Here is a 13836-nt window from a genome sequence, read left to right as displayed (position 1 = left end):
CGCAACTACAACTTAGAAACACGAGGTTACGATACGCCGAGCTTAGTTGTTCATCTCGAAAATCGAGAACTCGTGTGGAGTTACTTCAAAAATGAAGAAGGAGAACAATTTATGAAATTAGAAATAAAAGTTAAAGCTTTTGACGCTCAATTAGTAGAAGATGCTTCTAAAAAAATCGTTCTATTAGCAAAAGCTGAAAAAGCTACAGTAAGTGGTCCAATTCCTTTACCAACTCGTAAAGAAATTATTACCATTTTAAGATCAGTTCACGTTAACAAAAAATCTCGTGAACAATTCGAAAGCAGAACCCACAAACGTTTAATCGTTTTATCAAACGTTACTGAAACATTTGTAGACAAAGCAAAAAGATTAGACTTGCCTGCTGGTGTTCAAATTAACTTAAAATCTGTTAACTAATAACAGATATTTGTTTTTTTATTTAATATCTTATTAGATATTTATTAAATAATATTTTAGAAAGGAAAATCATGAAAGGAATCTTAGGAAGAAAAGTTGGAATGACTCAACTATTCACAGCTGAAGGTAAATTAATTCCTGTTACAGTAGTTGAAGTTAAACCAAATGTTGTTACTAAAGTTCTTACTTCAGAAAAAAATGGATACGTTGCAACACAACTATCTGTAGAAGATAAGAAAAATTCACAAGTTAAAAAACCTGAAATTAACTATTTCAAACAAGCAAACACAACACCTAAGCGCTTCGTTAAAGAAATCCGTGATATGTCTGGATTTAACTTAGGTGATACTGTAGATGCTTCATTATTTGAAGCTGGAGACATCGTTGATGTTACAGCTATCTCTAAGGGTAAAGGATTTGCCGGAACCATTAAGAGATGAAACCAACACATTGGTCCTAAATCTCACGGTGGTGGTGGTGGTTCACAACCTATTAGACAAACCGGTTCTTTAGGAGATATTTCTGGAAACAGAGTTTGAAAAGGTATGACAATGCCTGGTCATTTAGGCCACGAACAAGTTACCATTCAAAACTTAGAAGTTGTTAAAGAAGATGTGGAAAATAATCTTTTATTAATCAAAGGTAGTGTACCAGGAGCTAAAGGTGCTTTATTAGTAATTAAAAACGCTAAAAAATCATCTCAAAAGAAAGAAGCAATTAAACTTCTAAACTTAAAAGAAGCTTTAGCTAAAAATGAAATTTTTGAACTTGCTAAAAAATACAACCTAGAATTAAACATGGAAATGTCATTAAAAGAAATGAAAGCTGCATTAGACGAAGCAATTGCTAAATCAGAAGGAGAAAATAAATAATGGCTACAAAATCAACATTAGAAAAATACTATATTTCTGAAAAATTTGATGCAGATAGAAACATTTCATTTAACTTTAAGAAAGCTAACCAAAAAATTTCTGGAAATTTTGCAAACTTTTTAGAAGCTGTTGGCGAATTTATCAAAGTTAGTGAAAAAAGTAAAAACGATACAAGAGTATGATTCCACCGTGATGGAGCATACCGTGGATCAGTTGATTTAGCAAAAGCAAAAGTTATCGTTTCGAAAGTAAGCGAAAACAAAGTTGAAAACACTAAAGCTATTGAATTTATCGAAAAAGAAAATTTAGTAGATAAAGCAACTCCAAAAGTTAAAACTCCAAGTGTTAAAAAAGATAACGCAAAACACCCACTATTCAATACAACAAACTTACCAAAATCAGTATTCGGATTAGAAAAAGTTTATAGCCAAGCAATTTTTGATGCAATTTTATCAGAAAGAGGTTCTAAACGTTTAGCTACCCACAAAACAAAAACCCGTGGAGAAGTTAGTGGTTCAGGTAAAAAACCATGAGCACAAAAACACACTGGTAATGCACGTACAGGTTCTTTAAGATCACCTATTTTTGTTGGTGGTGGTAAAGTATTCGGTCCTACAACTGAAAGAAACTACAATCTAAAAATCAATAAAAAAGCTAGAAGAAATGCATTATTATCAGCATTAACTTTATTAGCAAACGACAAGGCTGTATTAGTTAAAGAATACGCATTAGAAAAAATTTCAACAAGAGCTTTATTAACAGAATTAGCAAAAGATGAATTAGTAAATGTAAACAACGTTTTATTAGTTTCTTCAAATGAAACAGTATTTACTTCAGCAAGAAACTTACCAAACGTTCATGTTACAAAAGTTACAAGTTTATCTGTTGAAGCTTTATTAGCAGCTGATGTATTAGTAATTAGCGAAAATGATATTAAAGTTCTAGAAGGGTTGGCAAAATAATGAATATTAATGAAGTTATTAAATATCCAGTATTAACTGAAAAATCAGAAATCGCTAGAGCAGAACAAAACGTATATACATTTGTTGTTGATAAACGTACAAACAAAATTGAAGTTAGAAAAGCAGTTGAATTTATTTTTGATGTTAAAGTTTTAAAAGTAAATATCATTAACTATGATAAAAAACCAGCTAGATTAGGAAGATTTTCTGGTTTTAAAAACGCAGTTAAAAAAGCTGTCGTATATCTAGATAAAGAATCTAAGATCGTTTTATTTGCTGATGAGGCAAAAGATGCTTTAAAAGCTACTGAAGAAGCTAAAAAAGCTGAAGCTAAAGCAGAAAAAGAAGTTTCAGAAGCTGAATTAAAAGCAGCTGAAAAAATTAAAAAAGCAGCTGAAAAGAAAGCTAAAGAAACCAAATAATTAATCTTGCATAAACTATAAGATTAATTTAAAAATCAATAAATAATAATCTTAAAAGAAAACAATATTTTTAAGAAACGGAGAAACATTATGGCTATTAAAAAGTTTAAAGCATATACCAATGGTCGCCGTAATATGTCTTCTCTTGATTATCAAGCTAACTTAACTGGTCACGCTCCAGAAAAATCATTATTAGTAGCTCTTCCAACACATTCAGGAAGAAATAATCAAGGAAAAATCACAACTCGTCACCACGGTGGTAGATTAAAAAGATTCTACCGTATTGTAGACTTCAAAAGATACAAAGACGATATTCCAGCAGTAGTTAAAACTATTGAATACGATCCAAATAGATCTGCAAATATTTCATTAGTTGCTTATGCTGATGGTGAAAAAAGATATATTATCAGCCCTAAGGGTATTAAAGTAGGACAAGTTATTTTATCAGGGGAAAATGTTGATATCCAACCAGGTAACCACATGCCTCTAAAAAACATGCCAGAAGGTACACTTGTTCACAATATAGAATTACAACCTAAACAAGGTGGAATCATCGCTAGATCAGCTGGTGCGTCTGCTCAAATCTTAGGTAAAGACGAATCAGGAAGATATGTAATTCTAAAATTAAAATCTAACGAAGTTAGAAAAGTTTTAGGTGTTTGCCGTGCAACAATCGGTGAAGTTGGTAACGAAGAACACTCACTAGTAAATATTGGTAAAGCCGGAAGAAACAGATTAAGAGGAATCAGACCTACCGTTCGTGGTTCTGCTATGAACCCTAATGATCACCCTCATGGTGGTGGTGAAGGTAGACAACCTATCGGTAGAAAAAGTCCAATGACTCCATGAGGTAAGAAAGCACTTGGAGTTAAAACAAGAGCAACTAAGAAAGCATCAAATCAATTTATTATTAGAAGAAGAAAGGAAAATAAATAATGGCACGTTCACTAAAAAAAGCTCCATTTGTTGATGATCACTTAATGAAAAAAGTTGTGGCTATTATTGAAAATAAAGCACCAAAACGTCCAATCAAAACTTGATCAAGACGTTCAACAATTTACCCAGAATTTATTGGTTTAACCTTCCAAGTTCACAACGGACATGCATTTATCGATGTTTTTGTTACAAACGACATGGTAGGACACAAATTAGGCGAATTTTCACCTACAAGAACATTCAACGGTCACGGTGCTGATAAAGGTAAAAAATAGTTATGGCATTATTAGATAAAACAGTTCACGCATCAGTTAAGATGCAAAGAATTAGCCCAAGAAAAGCAAGATTAGTAGCTGATTTAATTCGTTACAAATCTACAACACAAGCATTAGTGATTTTACAAACAACCAACAAAAAAGCTTCAGAAATTATCCTTAAACTTCTACATTCAGCGATTGCTAACGCAACAAATAACGCTGGACTTGATGCAACAAAACTTTACGTTACAAAAATTCTTGTTAATGACGGACCTACTTTAAAAAGATTCCAACCTCACTCACAAGGTAGAGCATATTCAATTTTAAAAAGAACAAGCCACTTCTACATTGAAGTATCTGAATTACCTTCAGTTGAAGAAGCAGCTGAATTATTAAGTAAAGGAGATAAATAATGGGTCAAAAAGTTAATCCAAATGGATTCCGTTACGGTATTACAAAAAACCACAACACAACTTGATACGCAGATAAAAAAGATTTTTCTACTTTACTATTAGAAGATCAAAAAATTTACGACTTCTTTGATAAAAAAGTTCGTGAATATCAAATTGGAAATGTTCAATTAAAAAGAGATCAATCTGGACACATTATCGTTTATATTTACACAGCTAAACCAGCAGCATTTTTAGGAACAAATGGTGAAAATGTTAAATTATTAACCAACGAACTTAAAAAAGCTATTAGAAACAAAAACGCAAACATCACAATCGAAGTTATCGAATTAAAAAACCCAGATCTAAATGCTAGATTATTAGCCGAAGGTATTGCGGTTAAATTAGAAAACCGTGGAAGCTTCAGATTAGCTCAAAAATTTGCAATTAAAAGTGCAATGAAAGCAGGAGCAAAAGGTATTAAAACCTCAGTATCAGGCCGTCTAAACGGTGTTGATATGGCTAGAACCGAAGGATATACTGAAGGTGAAATGAAATTACATACTTTAAGACAAGATGTAGATTACGCTGTTACAACAGCTAAAACCACTTACGGTATTCTAGGTGTTAAAGTTTGAGTTTCACTAGGAGAAATCTTAGGTGAAAATCAAGAAAACGCTTTTGAAGAAAAAGCAAGAGAAAGAAAACCAAGAAAGGGCGGTGAAAGACATGCTTCAACCAAAAAGAACTAAACACAGAAAAATGTTCCGTATCCGTCATGACAAGGTAAAGGCTCACAGAAATAATACAGTTTCATTTGGAGAATTCGGATTAAAATCAACTAGTTCAAATTGAATTAGTGCTCGTCAAATTGAAGCTGCCCGTATTGCTATTACACGTCGTATGGGTCGTGAAGGAAAAGTTATTATTAAAATTTTCCCACACATGTCAAAAACAAGTAAACCTATTGGTGTTCGTATGGGTTCAGGTAAAGGTTCACCTGATGCATGATTCGCAGTTGTTAAAGAAGGAACAGTTATGTTCGAAGTTATGGGAAATACAGTTGAAACCATGAAAGACGCTTTAAGATTAGGCGGACACAAATTACCAGTTACTTGAAAAATAGTATCTAAAGAAGTAACCGAATCAACAAACAAGGAGGCTTTATAATATGTCTTACTCAGAATTAAAAGAAAAATCAGTTAAAGAATTACAAACATTGTTAGCTGAATTAAAAGCCGAATTATTTTCATTACGTTTTAAAAACGCAACACGTCAATTAGACCAAGTTCACAAAATCCAATTAGTTAAAAAAGATATTGCTAGAACATTAACCGCTTTAAATGCTAAAAAAACAGAAGGAGATAAATAATGGAATCACAAGTAAGAGAAAATCGTCGTAAAACTCTAGTTGGTACAGTTGTTTCTACAAAAAATGATAAAACTGTAACTGTAGTAGTTGAAACATACGAAAAACACCCATTATACTCAAAACGTTTCAAAAAATCTAAAAAGTTTGCTGTTCATGACGAAAGAAATGAAGCTAAAGTTGGAGATGTTGTTAAAATTCAAGAAACAAGACCTCTTTCAAAAACAAAACACTTTAGATTAGTAGAAATTAAATCTCACGCTGTTGGAGGAAATGAAAATGCTTAGTGAATTTTCAAGATGTAATGTAGCTGATAACTCAGGTGCAAAAGAAGTTATGATCATTAAAAATTTAGGTGGCTCAATTGTTAAATCAACAAACATTGGTGATGTAGTTGTTGTAACAGTTAAAAAAGCTATTCCTAATGGTATGGTTAAAGAAGGTCAAGTTGTTAAAGCTGTTATCGTTAGAACAAAACGTGGATTAGCTCGTGAAAATGGTTCATACATCAGATTTGATGACAACGCAGTTGTTTTAATTAAAGAAGATGGTTCACTAAGAGGAACTCGGGTATTTGGTCCAGTTGCTCGTGAATTACGTGATAAAGGTTACTTAAAAGTTATTTCATTAGCTCCGGAGGTTTTATAATTATGGCTCAAGCTAAAATTAGAAAAAATGATATGGTTTTAATTATTGCTGGTAAAGATAAAGGTAAATTTGCATCTGTATTATCAACAAACACAAAGAATCAAACTGTTATCTTAAAAGAAGTTAACATGAAAACCAAACACCATAAACCTTCACAAGAAAATACTGAAGGAAAAATCGAAAGAAAAGAATTTCCAATCCATGTTTCAAACGTTGCTTATTTAGCTAAAAAAGGTGCTGAAGGTCAACATTCAATTGGAACAAAAATTGGTTGAAAATTAGATAGCAAATCAGGTAAGAAACAAAGATTCATGAGAAAAGTGAATAAAACAATCACAGCTTAATATTAGGAGATAAATTATTATGGCAAAAACTGAAAAATTAGCATTAGAGAAAAAATATTTAGAAGAAATTCGTCCAGCGCTAGTTAAAGAATTTGGTTACACCAGTGTAATGCAAGCTCCTAAACTAGAAAAAATCGTTATCAATATGACTGCTGGTAACGAAGTTTCAAACTCAAAAGCTATCGAAGAAGTTATGACTGAATTAGCCCAAATCACAGGGCAAAAACCATTCCAAACTACCGCTAAAAAATCTTTAGCATCATGAAAATTACGTGAAGGTATGCCAATGGGTGGTAAAGTTACTTTAAGACGTGAAAAAATGTGATCATTTTTAACAAAATTAATAAATGTTGCACTACCACGTGTTCGTGATTTTAACGGAACATCAACAAAAAGTTTTGACGGACGTGGAAACTACGCCTTAGGTATTAAAGAAGAAATCATTTTCCCAGAAATTTCATTCGATAAAATCCGTAAATTAAAAGGTATGGACGTTATCATTGTAACCAGTGCAAAATCAAATAAAGAAGCTTTTGCATTATTAAAACATTTAGGAATGCCTTTTGCTAAAGGTAACAACAACTAAGGAGACCCAGTATGGCAAGAAAAGCATTAATGGTTAAAGCTGAACGTGAACCTAAATTTGAAGTTAGAAAATACACACGTTGCCAAATTTGTGGACGTGTTCACGCAGTTTTACGTAAATATAAAATTTGTAGAATTTGTTTTAGAGAATTAGCACACGAAGGAAAAATTCCAGGTGTAAAGAAAGCGAGCTGATAATTATGGCTATTATTATAGATCCTATTGCAGATATGTTTGTTAGAATGAGAAATGCTATTTCACGTAAATACCACGAAGTAGTTTTACCTCACTCAAACAAAAAAGAAAGAATCTTAGAAATTATGAAACGTGAAGGTTACATTACAAACTTTGAAGTTGTATCTGAAGAAGGTAAACCATTCAAACAATTGAAAGTTACTTTAAAATACAAAGGAATGAACCAAAACCAATCAGCGATTTCAGGATTAAAAAGAGTATCTAAACCAGGTCTTAAAGTATATTCATCAAGTGAAAAATTACCACGCGTTTTAAGCGGATACGGTACAGCAATCATTTCAACTTCTAAAGGTTTATTAACAGATAAAGAAGCAAGAAAAGCTAACGTTGGTGGCGAAGTAGTTGCTTTCATCTGATAGGTATTATTATGTCTAGAATTGGAAAAAGAATTTTAGCAATACCTGCAGGCGTTGAAATTGAATTAAATAACAATCACATTGTTGTAAAAGGTAAATTAGGACAATTAGAATATACATTTTCACCATTAATTAAAGTTGTAGTTGAAAATAACGAAATTAAAACTCTAAGAACAAATGAAGAAAAAACAACAAAAATGTTACACGGTACAACCAATGCAAATATTAAAAATATGCTAATTGGTGTTTCAGAAGGTTACAAAAAAGAAATCGAAATCAAAGGGGTTGGTTATAAAGCAACTCTAAAGGGAAATGAAATTGAAATCATCGCTGGTTATTCACACCCAGTTAATGTTGAATTACCATCAAATTTAAAAGTTGAAGTTCCAAAACCAACCAACATTGTTATTTCAGGTATTGACAAGCAAGCTGTTGGTGAATTCGCTGCTAATTTACGTGATATTAGACGTCCAAGTCCATATTCAGGTAAAGGTATTATGTACAAAGATGAAGTTGTTAGACGTAAAGAAGGAAAAACTGCTGCTAAGTAGTTTTATAAGGAGAAATAGATTATGTTATCAAGAAATTTAAAACGTAAAGCAAAACATTTAAAAATTACTAATAAATTAGCTAAAGGTACAGCATCTACTCCTCGTGTTGTTGTATTTAAATCATTACACAATTTCTATGCACAAGCTGTTAATGATTTAACTCACACCACTTTAGCATCTTCATCAACAAGACAATTAGCAGAAAATCAAAGAGGAAACAATATTGAAAGTGTTAAATTAGTTGCTAAAGCATTTGCTGCTAAATTAAAAGAAGCAAAAATTGAAAAAATCGTTTTTGACCGTTCAGGTTACATTTACCATGGAAAACTAGCTGCATTTTGCGACACATTAAGAGAAGAAGGGATTAAATTCTAATGGCTGAAGAAATGAAAAAGAATGTTGAAGAACAAGCTTCTGCTACTAAAGTAGTTGCTGCTTCTTCACGTAAAGAAAGTAAATCAACCGAAGCTTCAAAAGAACGTGTTGAAAGAAAACCAAGACAATTTGTTAAAAGAGAAGTTCAACCTAAACAATATGAAGAAAAAGTTATCGACATTGCTCGTGTAACAACAGTTGTTAAAGGCGGACGTAGATTCTCATTCTCTGCATATGTTGTAGTTGGAGATAAAAAAGGTAAAGTAGGCTTTGGTCACGGTAAAGCAAACGAAGTTCAAGATGCAATTAAAAAAGCAGTTAAAGACGCACAAAAAAATGTTTTCTCAGTTCCAGTAGTTAACGGAACAATTCCTCATGAAATTCATGAAAAATTCCTAGCTTCAAGAGTACAATTACGTCCAGCTCCTAAAGGTGCCGGGATCATCGCTTCTAACACAGTTCGTGCCGTAGTTGAATTAGCTGGTTATACAGATATTTCAACCAAAACATACGGTTCAAGAACAAAACAAAACATTGTTCACGCTACAATTAAAGCTCTTAAAAAAGTTAGAACAGTTGAAGATATTGCTAAATTACGTGATATCGACGTTAAACATTTATTATCTAAATAATTTTTAAGGAGGCATAATTATGCAATTAAATACTTTAAAAGCTACACCAGGATCACGTAAAGCTAAACATCGTGTTGGTCGTGGTCATGCTGCTGGTAAAGGTAAACAAGCGGGCCGTGGACAATCAGGTCAAACAAAAAGAAGCACAGTAAGACTAGGGTTTGAAGGTGGTCAATTACCATTATTCAGAAGAATTCCAAAACGTGGATTTAATAATGTTAACCACGTTGAGTATCAAGTAGTTAACCTTTCAGATTTAGAAAGAGTTTACTTAAATAATGAAGTAGTTTCATATGAAACACTTGCAGAAAGAAATTTAATCAAAGGTGCATTACCAGTTAAAATTTTAGCTAAAGGTACTTTAACTAAAAAACTTAATGTACAAATTCCTACACTTTCACAAGCCGCAAAAGAAGCTATTGAAAAAGTCGGAGGAAAAATCGAGGTTAAATAATGGCTAAAAAAACAAAGTTAGAAAAGGAAGTTGAAGCCGAAAGAATTGAACGCAAATTAGCGATTGATAAATTCTTTTCAGATAAACGTAATACATGGAACGATTGATGAAAAAACCATGATCTTTTTAAAAAGATACTTTTCACTTTGTTCATTATTACCCTTTTTCTAGCCGCAGGAACATTAACCATTCCTGGAGTTAATTTAGCAAATCCCGAAAAATTAACGCAAGGAGATTTCTTCGGAATTTTAAACTTAGTAGGCGGTGGAGGACTTAGACAGTTCTCCATTGTTGCGTTAGGGATTGGCCCATTTATATCATCAAGCTTAGTTATGATGATATTGCAAACAAAAGCCTTTCCAGCAATCCATAGATTAAGTCAATCAGGACCACAAGGTCGGATAAAAATTAACTTTATAACATATGGTGCAACATTTGTTTTTGCGGTTATACAAGCTTTATTAATAACACAAGCTTTAATTAACCCACGTCAAGGGTTTGGAATTAGATTTTCACCAGAACTTACTCAAATGTTAGGTGAAAAAGGAACAAAAGCATATCAATATTTCATCTTACCGATGATTTTAGTTGCTGGATCATTTTTTACACTATTTTTAAGTGAACAAATAACTAATAAGGGTGTGGGAAATGGAACAAGTTTAATTATTTTTGTTGGTATTGCTTCAGCATTAATTCCAACCTTTAAACACGCATTCGAATTCTATATGCCATCTGCAGCACAAAATAATATCGTTTTACAAGAAGTAATTAATTATTGTGTATACATTTTGGCTTATTTATTAACAATATTTATTGTTGTTATCTTTACTATAGCTGAAAGACACATTCCAATTCAACAAGTTGGTGCTGGTCTTTCTAAAAATGAAAAAGAGCTAAGTTATTTACCGATTAAAGCAAATCCGGCGGGATTGATGAGTATAATTTTCGCTATGATGATACTTTCAGTTCCTACTATGATTGCTAATATGACAGATCCAAATACAAGTAAGTATTATCAATGAGTATATGCTAATTTACAATTTACTCAACCTTTAGGATTTTTCTTATTTGTAATAATAACTTTTGGATTAACAATTTTATTAGGTATTCAACAGTCTAAAATCGATAAGATTAGTGAAGATTTTGCAAAAAGTAGTACTTTTATACCAGGTATTAGACCAGGTGAACAAACGGAGAACTACTTATTAAATGTTGTATTACGTTTATCATTTTTCTCATCAGGCTATTTAATTATTTTAGGTATTTTACAATTTGTTCAACAAATGTTTGGAATGCCTGCCTCAATCGCTTTTGGAGGCACTAGCATAATCATTTTGGTTTCTACCGCTTATGAAACTGTTCAACAAATTAAAGCAAGATATAAATCACAAGAATTAGCAAGAAAGAGAAGAATGATTCGTGAGTTAAAAGAAATGTACGGAGAGGAAGAAGAAGATTTAATATGATAGATCATTCAGAAGAATCGTGTGAACGTAATTTCGCTAACGAATCATACGATTTAAATAAACCTAATTTAATCTTTTTAGGCGCACCTGGAGCCGGCAAAGGTTCTATTGCGTCTTTAATGGTTAAAGACTTCGGTTACTTTCAATTATCTACAGGCGATATGTTTAGACAAGAAATTAAAAATCAAACAGAAATTGGACTTGAAATTAAATCAATTTTAGATTCAGGTAAGTATGTTGATGATTCTCTAACTAATCGTCTTGTTGAAGCGAGATTATTTAATTTGGTAAGCGAAAATAAACCATTTATTTTAGATGGTTTCCCACGTACAATTGATCAAGCAGACTTTTTGCAAACATTATCAGAAAAAAGTATTAAAATTGATAAGGTTATTTTATTAAAAATAACAAAAGAACAAGTTATTGATCGTTTATCAAAACGTAGAATTTGTTCAGTTTGCAAGACTATTTTCCACTTGGAATCATATCCACCACATGATGGGAAATACTGTACAAAATGTGGCGCTGAAGTTATAAAACGTGCCGATGATGAACCCGAAGTAATTTCTAGACGTTTAGCTGTTTATGAAGAACAAACTCATCGTTTAGTAGATTATTATCGAGAAAAAGGTATGCTAGTAGAAATTAATAGCTACCAAGAATTCGGAAAAGTGTATAGCGACGTTAAAAAGGCTTTAGGATGATTATAATCAAAAATCAATTTGAAATTGAAAAAATCAAAAAAGCCTGCGCTATCTTGGCAGAAGTCAAAACAATACTGTATGACTTCATAAGTCCAGGCGTTTCTTTAAAAGACATAGATAGCGTCGCTTTTAAAGAAATAAGGAAAAGAGGCGGAAAACCTGCGTTTCTAGGTCAATACGGGTTCCCTGGAACATGTTGTATTTCTGTCAACGACGAATTAATTCATGGAATTCCAAGCGACTACATCGTTAAAGACGGTGACATAATTAAAGTCGATACTGGAGTTATTTGAGAAGGTTATTATTCTGATTCGGCCTTTACAAAGGGAGTTGGAAATATAACTAAAAAAGATGAAGAATTAATCAGGGTAGCTAAAGACGCTTTCTATGCTGGCTTTAATGCTATAAAAGTCGGCAAAAGAATCGGTGATATATCAGCCGCAATCGGAAATTTAATCAGAAAAAGAGGTTATTATACCCCTGATGAATTTTGCGGTCATGGTATAGGCAAGTCACTACATGAAGATCCATATGTATTTAATGATGGAAATCCTAACACGGGTCCCATTATTAGAAATGGAATGGTTATTTGCATTGAACCGATGATATTACAAAAATCAAAGAATGTACTAGTTAAAGAAGATGGCTGAACCGTATATGACCCATTCCATCTGAATACTGCTCATTATGAACAAACAATATTAATTGATAATGATCAGGCATACATTCTATCAGGAGATAATATTTAATGGCAAAAGAAGCAATCAAAATGTCAGGCAAAATTACCAAAATGCATTCAACTAAGGACTATGATGTTTTATTAGAAAACGGTATTACAATTAAAGCCTTTATTTCAGGTAAAATGTCATTTCATAATATTAAAATGATCCCGGGTGATCAAGTTGATGTTGAGTTAAGTCCTTATGATATGACAAAAGGTAGAATTGTTTTTAGACATAAATAATAAGGAGAAACAATGAAAGTACGTGCTTCAATTAAACGTATTTGCAAGGATTGCAAAATTATAAAAAGACATGGTGTTAATAGAGTAATCTGCATTAACCCTAAACACAAACAAAGACAAGGATAATTAATATGGCTAGAGTTTTAAACATTGAAATTCCAAATAATAAAAAAGTTCGTATTTCTTTAACCTATATCTTTGGTATCGGTCAAACATTAGCAGCTCAAATCTTAGCTGATGCTAATGTTGATGGAGAAAAAAGAGTTAAAGAATTAACAGAAGAAGAATTAACACGTATTAGAGATGAAGCTAAAAAATACACCACAGAAGGTGATTTAAAACGTGAAATTAACTTAAATATTAAACGTTTAATGGAAATTAAATCATACCGTGGTATTAGACACAGAAAAGGGCTTCCAGTTCGTGGTCAATCAACAAAGAAAAATGCTAGAACAAGAAAAGGTCCAAGAAAAACAATAGCAGGAAAGAAAGGTAAATAATAATGGCAAAGAAAAATAAAAAAGTTGTAACCCAAGGGATTGCACACATTCATTCAACTTACCAAAACACTATTGTTTCATTCTCAGATCTAAAAGGTAATGTATTTGCATGAAGTTCATCAGGAGCTATCGGATACAAAGGTACCAAGAAAAAAACCCCATATGCAGCTGGTTTAGCAGCTCAAGCAGCTGTTGAAAAAGCTAAAGAATTTGGTTTAAAAGAAGTTTCTATTTTAGTTAAAGGTGTAGGTCCTGGAAAAAGTACCGCTAGAAAAGCTGTTGAAACCAGTGGATTCACAGTTAGAGAAGTAAAAGACGTAACACCTACTCCACACAATGGTACTCGTCCTCCAAAAAAAATTCTTAAAAGAGCATAAT

At 32.2% G+C, this 13836-nt stretch carries 27 protein-coding genes; all 27 read left to right on the top strand.

Annotation, left to right across the window (positions count from 1 at the left end; genetic code table 4):
* Positions 1 to 111 precede the first annotated feature (111 nt).
* The 27 genes from rpsJ (at position 112) to rpsK (ending at position 13835) form a co-directional block, all read left to right on the top strand.
* The gene (gene rpsJ / locus AB5V95_RS01790; protein ID WP_027122897.1) at positions 112 to 417 is read left to right on the top strand and encodes a 30S ribosomal protein S10; all 306 of its coding nucleotides are present in this window, start codon (positions 112 to 114) and stop codon (positions 415 to 417) included.
* 71 nt (positions 418 to 488) lie between these two features.
* The gene (gene rplC, locus AB5V95_RS01785; protein ID WP_027122896.1) at positions 489 to 1289 is read left to right on the top strand and encodes a 50S ribosomal protein L3; all 801 of its coding nucleotides are present in this window, start codon (positions 489 to 491) and stop codon (positions 1287 to 1289) included.
* Positions 1289 to 2251 (top strand): 50S ribosomal protein L4, encoded by a 963-nt coding sequence (rplD, locus tag AB5V95_RS01780; RefSeq protein WP_027122895.1) that lies wholly within the window; start codon positions 1289 to 1291, stop codon positions 2249 to 2251. Before rplC ends, rplD begins: the two co-directional genes overlap by 1 nt.
* A complete protein-coding gene (gene rplW, locus AB5V95_RS01775; RefSeq protein WP_027122894.1) occupies positions 2251 to 2673 on the top strand; it encodes a 50S ribosomal protein L23 in 423 nt (140 codons plus the stop codon). The genes rplD and rplW overlap by 1 nt, the downstream gene beginning before the upstream one ends.
* 90 nt (positions 2674 to 2763) lie before the next feature.
* Positions 2764 to 3609: a 50S ribosomal protein L2 gene (gene rplB / locus AB5V95_RS01770; protein WP_027122893.1), complete on the top strand. Its 846-nt coding sequence runs from the start codon at positions 2764 to 2766 to the stop codon at positions 3607 to 3609.
* Positions 3609 to 3884, top strand: coding sequence for a 30S ribosomal protein S19 (gene rpsS, locus AB5V95_RS01765; protein ID WP_027122892.1), 276 nt, complete (start codon positions 3609 to 3611; stop codon positions 3882 to 3884). Before rplB ends, rpsS begins: the two co-directional genes overlap by 1 nt.
* A gap of 2 nt (positions 3885 to 3886) precedes the next feature.
* Complete coding sequence (gene rplV / locus AB5V95_RS01760) at positions 3887 to 4279, top strand: 50S ribosomal protein L22 (RefSeq protein ID WP_027122891.1); 393 nt, start codon at positions 3887 to 3889, stop codon at positions 4277 to 4279.
* Entirely contained in the window at positions 4279 to 5007 is a 729-nt protein-coding gene (rpsC, locus tag AB5V95_RS01755; protein WP_369085685.1) for a 30S ribosomal protein S3, read from the top strand. The genes rplV and rpsC overlap by 1 nt, the downstream gene beginning before the upstream one ends.
* Entirely contained in the window at positions 4985 to 5425 is a 441-nt protein-coding gene (gene rplP / locus AB5V95_RS01750) for a 50S ribosomal protein L16 (protein WP_027122889.1), read from the top strand. Before rpsC ends, rplP begins: the two co-directional genes overlap by 23 nt.
* Position 5426: 1 nt before the next feature.
* Entirely contained in the window at positions 5427 to 5627 is a 201-nt protein-coding gene (rpmC, locus tag AB5V95_RS01745) for a 50S ribosomal protein L29 (RefSeq protein WP_027122888.1), read from the top strand.
* Entirely contained in the window at positions 5627 to 5911 is a 285-nt protein-coding gene (gene rpsQ / locus AB5V95_RS01740) for a 30S ribosomal protein S17 (protein WP_027122887.1), read from the top strand. The genes rpmC and rpsQ overlap by 1 nt, the downstream gene beginning before the upstream one ends.
* Entirely contained in the window at positions 5904 to 6272 is a 369-nt protein-coding gene (rplN, locus tag AB5V95_RS01735; RefSeq protein WP_027122886.1) for a 50S ribosomal protein L14, read from the top strand. The genes rpsQ and rplN overlap by 8 nt, the downstream gene beginning before the upstream one ends.
* A 2-nt stretch (positions 6273 to 6274) precedes the next feature.
* A complete protein-coding gene (gene rplX, locus AB5V95_RS01730) occupies positions 6275 to 6616 on the top strand; it encodes a 50S ribosomal protein L24 (RefSeq protein ID WP_027122885.1) in 342 nt (113 codons plus the stop codon).
* A gap of 19 nt (positions 6617 to 6635) precedes the next feature.
* On the top strand, positions 6636 to 7202 hold the full coding sequence (gene rplE / locus AB5V95_RS01725; RefSeq protein ID WP_036476102.1) for a 50S ribosomal protein L5: 567 nt from the start codon (positions 6636 to 6638) through the stop codon (positions 7200 to 7202).
* 11 nt (positions 7203 to 7213) lie between these two features.
* The gene (locus AB5V95_RS01720; RefSeq protein ID WP_140914895.1) at positions 7214 to 7399 is read left to right on the top strand and encodes a type Z 30S ribosomal protein S14; all 186 of its coding nucleotides are present in this window, start codon (positions 7214 to 7216) and stop codon (positions 7397 to 7399) included.
* A 2-nt stretch (positions 7400 to 7401) separates the two neighbouring features.
* Complete coding sequence (rpsH, locus tag AB5V95_RS01715; protein ID WP_036476098.1) at positions 7402 to 7815, top strand: 30S ribosomal protein S8; 414 nt, start codon at positions 7402 to 7404, stop codon at positions 7813 to 7815.
* Between the two features lie 8 nt (positions 7816 to 7823).
* Positions 7824 to 8363: a 50S ribosomal protein L6 gene (rplF, locus tag AB5V95_RS01710; RefSeq protein WP_027122881.1), complete on the top strand. Its 540-nt coding sequence runs from the start codon at positions 7824 to 7826 to the stop codon at positions 8361 to 8363.
* Between the two features lie 21 nt (positions 8364 to 8384).
* Positions 8385 to 8738 carry a 50S ribosomal protein L18 gene (gene rplR, locus AB5V95_RS01705; protein WP_027122880.1) on the top strand — a complete coding sequence of 118 codons (354 nt, stop codon included), beginning with the start codon at positions 8385 to 8387 and terminating at the stop codon, positions 8736 to 8738.
* Positions 8738 to 9370 carry a 30S ribosomal protein S5 gene (rpsE, locus tag AB5V95_RS01700; protein WP_027122879.1) on the top strand — a complete coding sequence of 211 codons (633 nt, stop codon included), beginning with the start codon at positions 8738 to 8740 and terminating at the stop codon, positions 9368 to 9370. Before rplR ends, rpsE begins: the two co-directional genes overlap by 1 nt.
* Before the next feature lie 19 nt (positions 9371 to 9389).
* On the top strand, positions 9390 to 9824 hold the full coding sequence (gene rplO, locus AB5V95_RS01695; protein WP_369085684.1) for a 50S ribosomal protein L15: 435 nt from the start codon (positions 9390 to 9392) through the stop codon (positions 9822 to 9824).
* Positions 9824 to 11293, top strand: coding sequence for a preprotein translocase subunit SecY (gene secY, locus AB5V95_RS01690; protein WP_027122877.1), 1470 nt, complete (start codon positions 9824 to 9826; stop codon positions 11291 to 11293). Before rplO ends, secY begins: the two co-directional genes overlap by 1 nt.
* Complete coding sequence (locus AB5V95_RS01685; protein ID WP_369085683.1) at positions 11287 to 12000, top strand: adenylate kinase; 714 nt, start codon at positions 11287 to 11289, stop codon at positions 11998 to 12000. Before secY ends, AB5V95_RS01685 begins: the two co-directional genes overlap by 7 nt.
* Positions 11991 to 12743 carry a type I methionyl aminopeptidase gene (gene map, locus AB5V95_RS01680; protein WP_027122875.1) on the top strand — a complete coding sequence of 251 codons (753 nt, stop codon included), beginning with the start codon at positions 11991 to 11993 and terminating at the stop codon, positions 12741 to 12743. The genes AB5V95_RS01685 and map overlap by 10 nt, the downstream gene beginning before the upstream one ends.
* Positions 12743 to 12958 carry a translation initiation factor IF-1 gene (gene infA, locus AB5V95_RS01675; protein WP_027122874.1) on the top strand — a complete coding sequence of 72 codons (216 nt, stop codon included), beginning with the start codon at positions 12743 to 12745 and terminating at the stop codon, positions 12956 to 12958. The genes map and infA overlap by 1 nt, the downstream gene beginning before the upstream one ends.
* 12 nt (positions 12959 to 12970) lie before the next feature.
* Positions 12971 to 13084: a 50S ribosomal protein L36 gene (rpmJ, locus tag AB5V95_RS01670; RefSeq protein ID WP_002881082.1), complete on the top strand. Its 114-nt coding sequence runs from the start codon at positions 12971 to 12973 to the stop codon at positions 13082 to 13084.
* Positions 13085 to 13089: 5 nt separating this feature from the next.
* Positions 13090 to 13458, top strand: a complete 369-nt coding sequence (rpsM, locus tag AB5V95_RS01665; protein ID WP_027122873.1) for a 30S ribosomal protein S13 — start codon at positions 13090 to 13092, stop codon at positions 13456 to 13458.
* Between the two features lie 2 nt (positions 13459 to 13460).
* Positions 13461 to 13835: a 30S ribosomal protein S11 gene (gene rpsK, locus AB5V95_RS01660; RefSeq protein ID WP_369085682.1), complete on the top strand. Its 375-nt coding sequence runs from the start codon at positions 13461 to 13463 to the stop codon at positions 13833 to 13835.
* The last annotated feature ends 1 nt before the right edge of the window (position 13836 follow it).

This window comes from Metamycoplasma spumans (assembly GCF_041026625.1).
Classification (GTDB): domain Bacteria; phylum Bacillota_I; class Bacilli_A; order Mycoplasmatales; family Metamycoplasmataceae; genus Metamycoplasma; species Metamycoplasma spumans.
The sequence above is the reverse complement of the archived record's forward strand: the minus strand, read 5'-3'. Positions and strand labels throughout refer to the sequence as shown.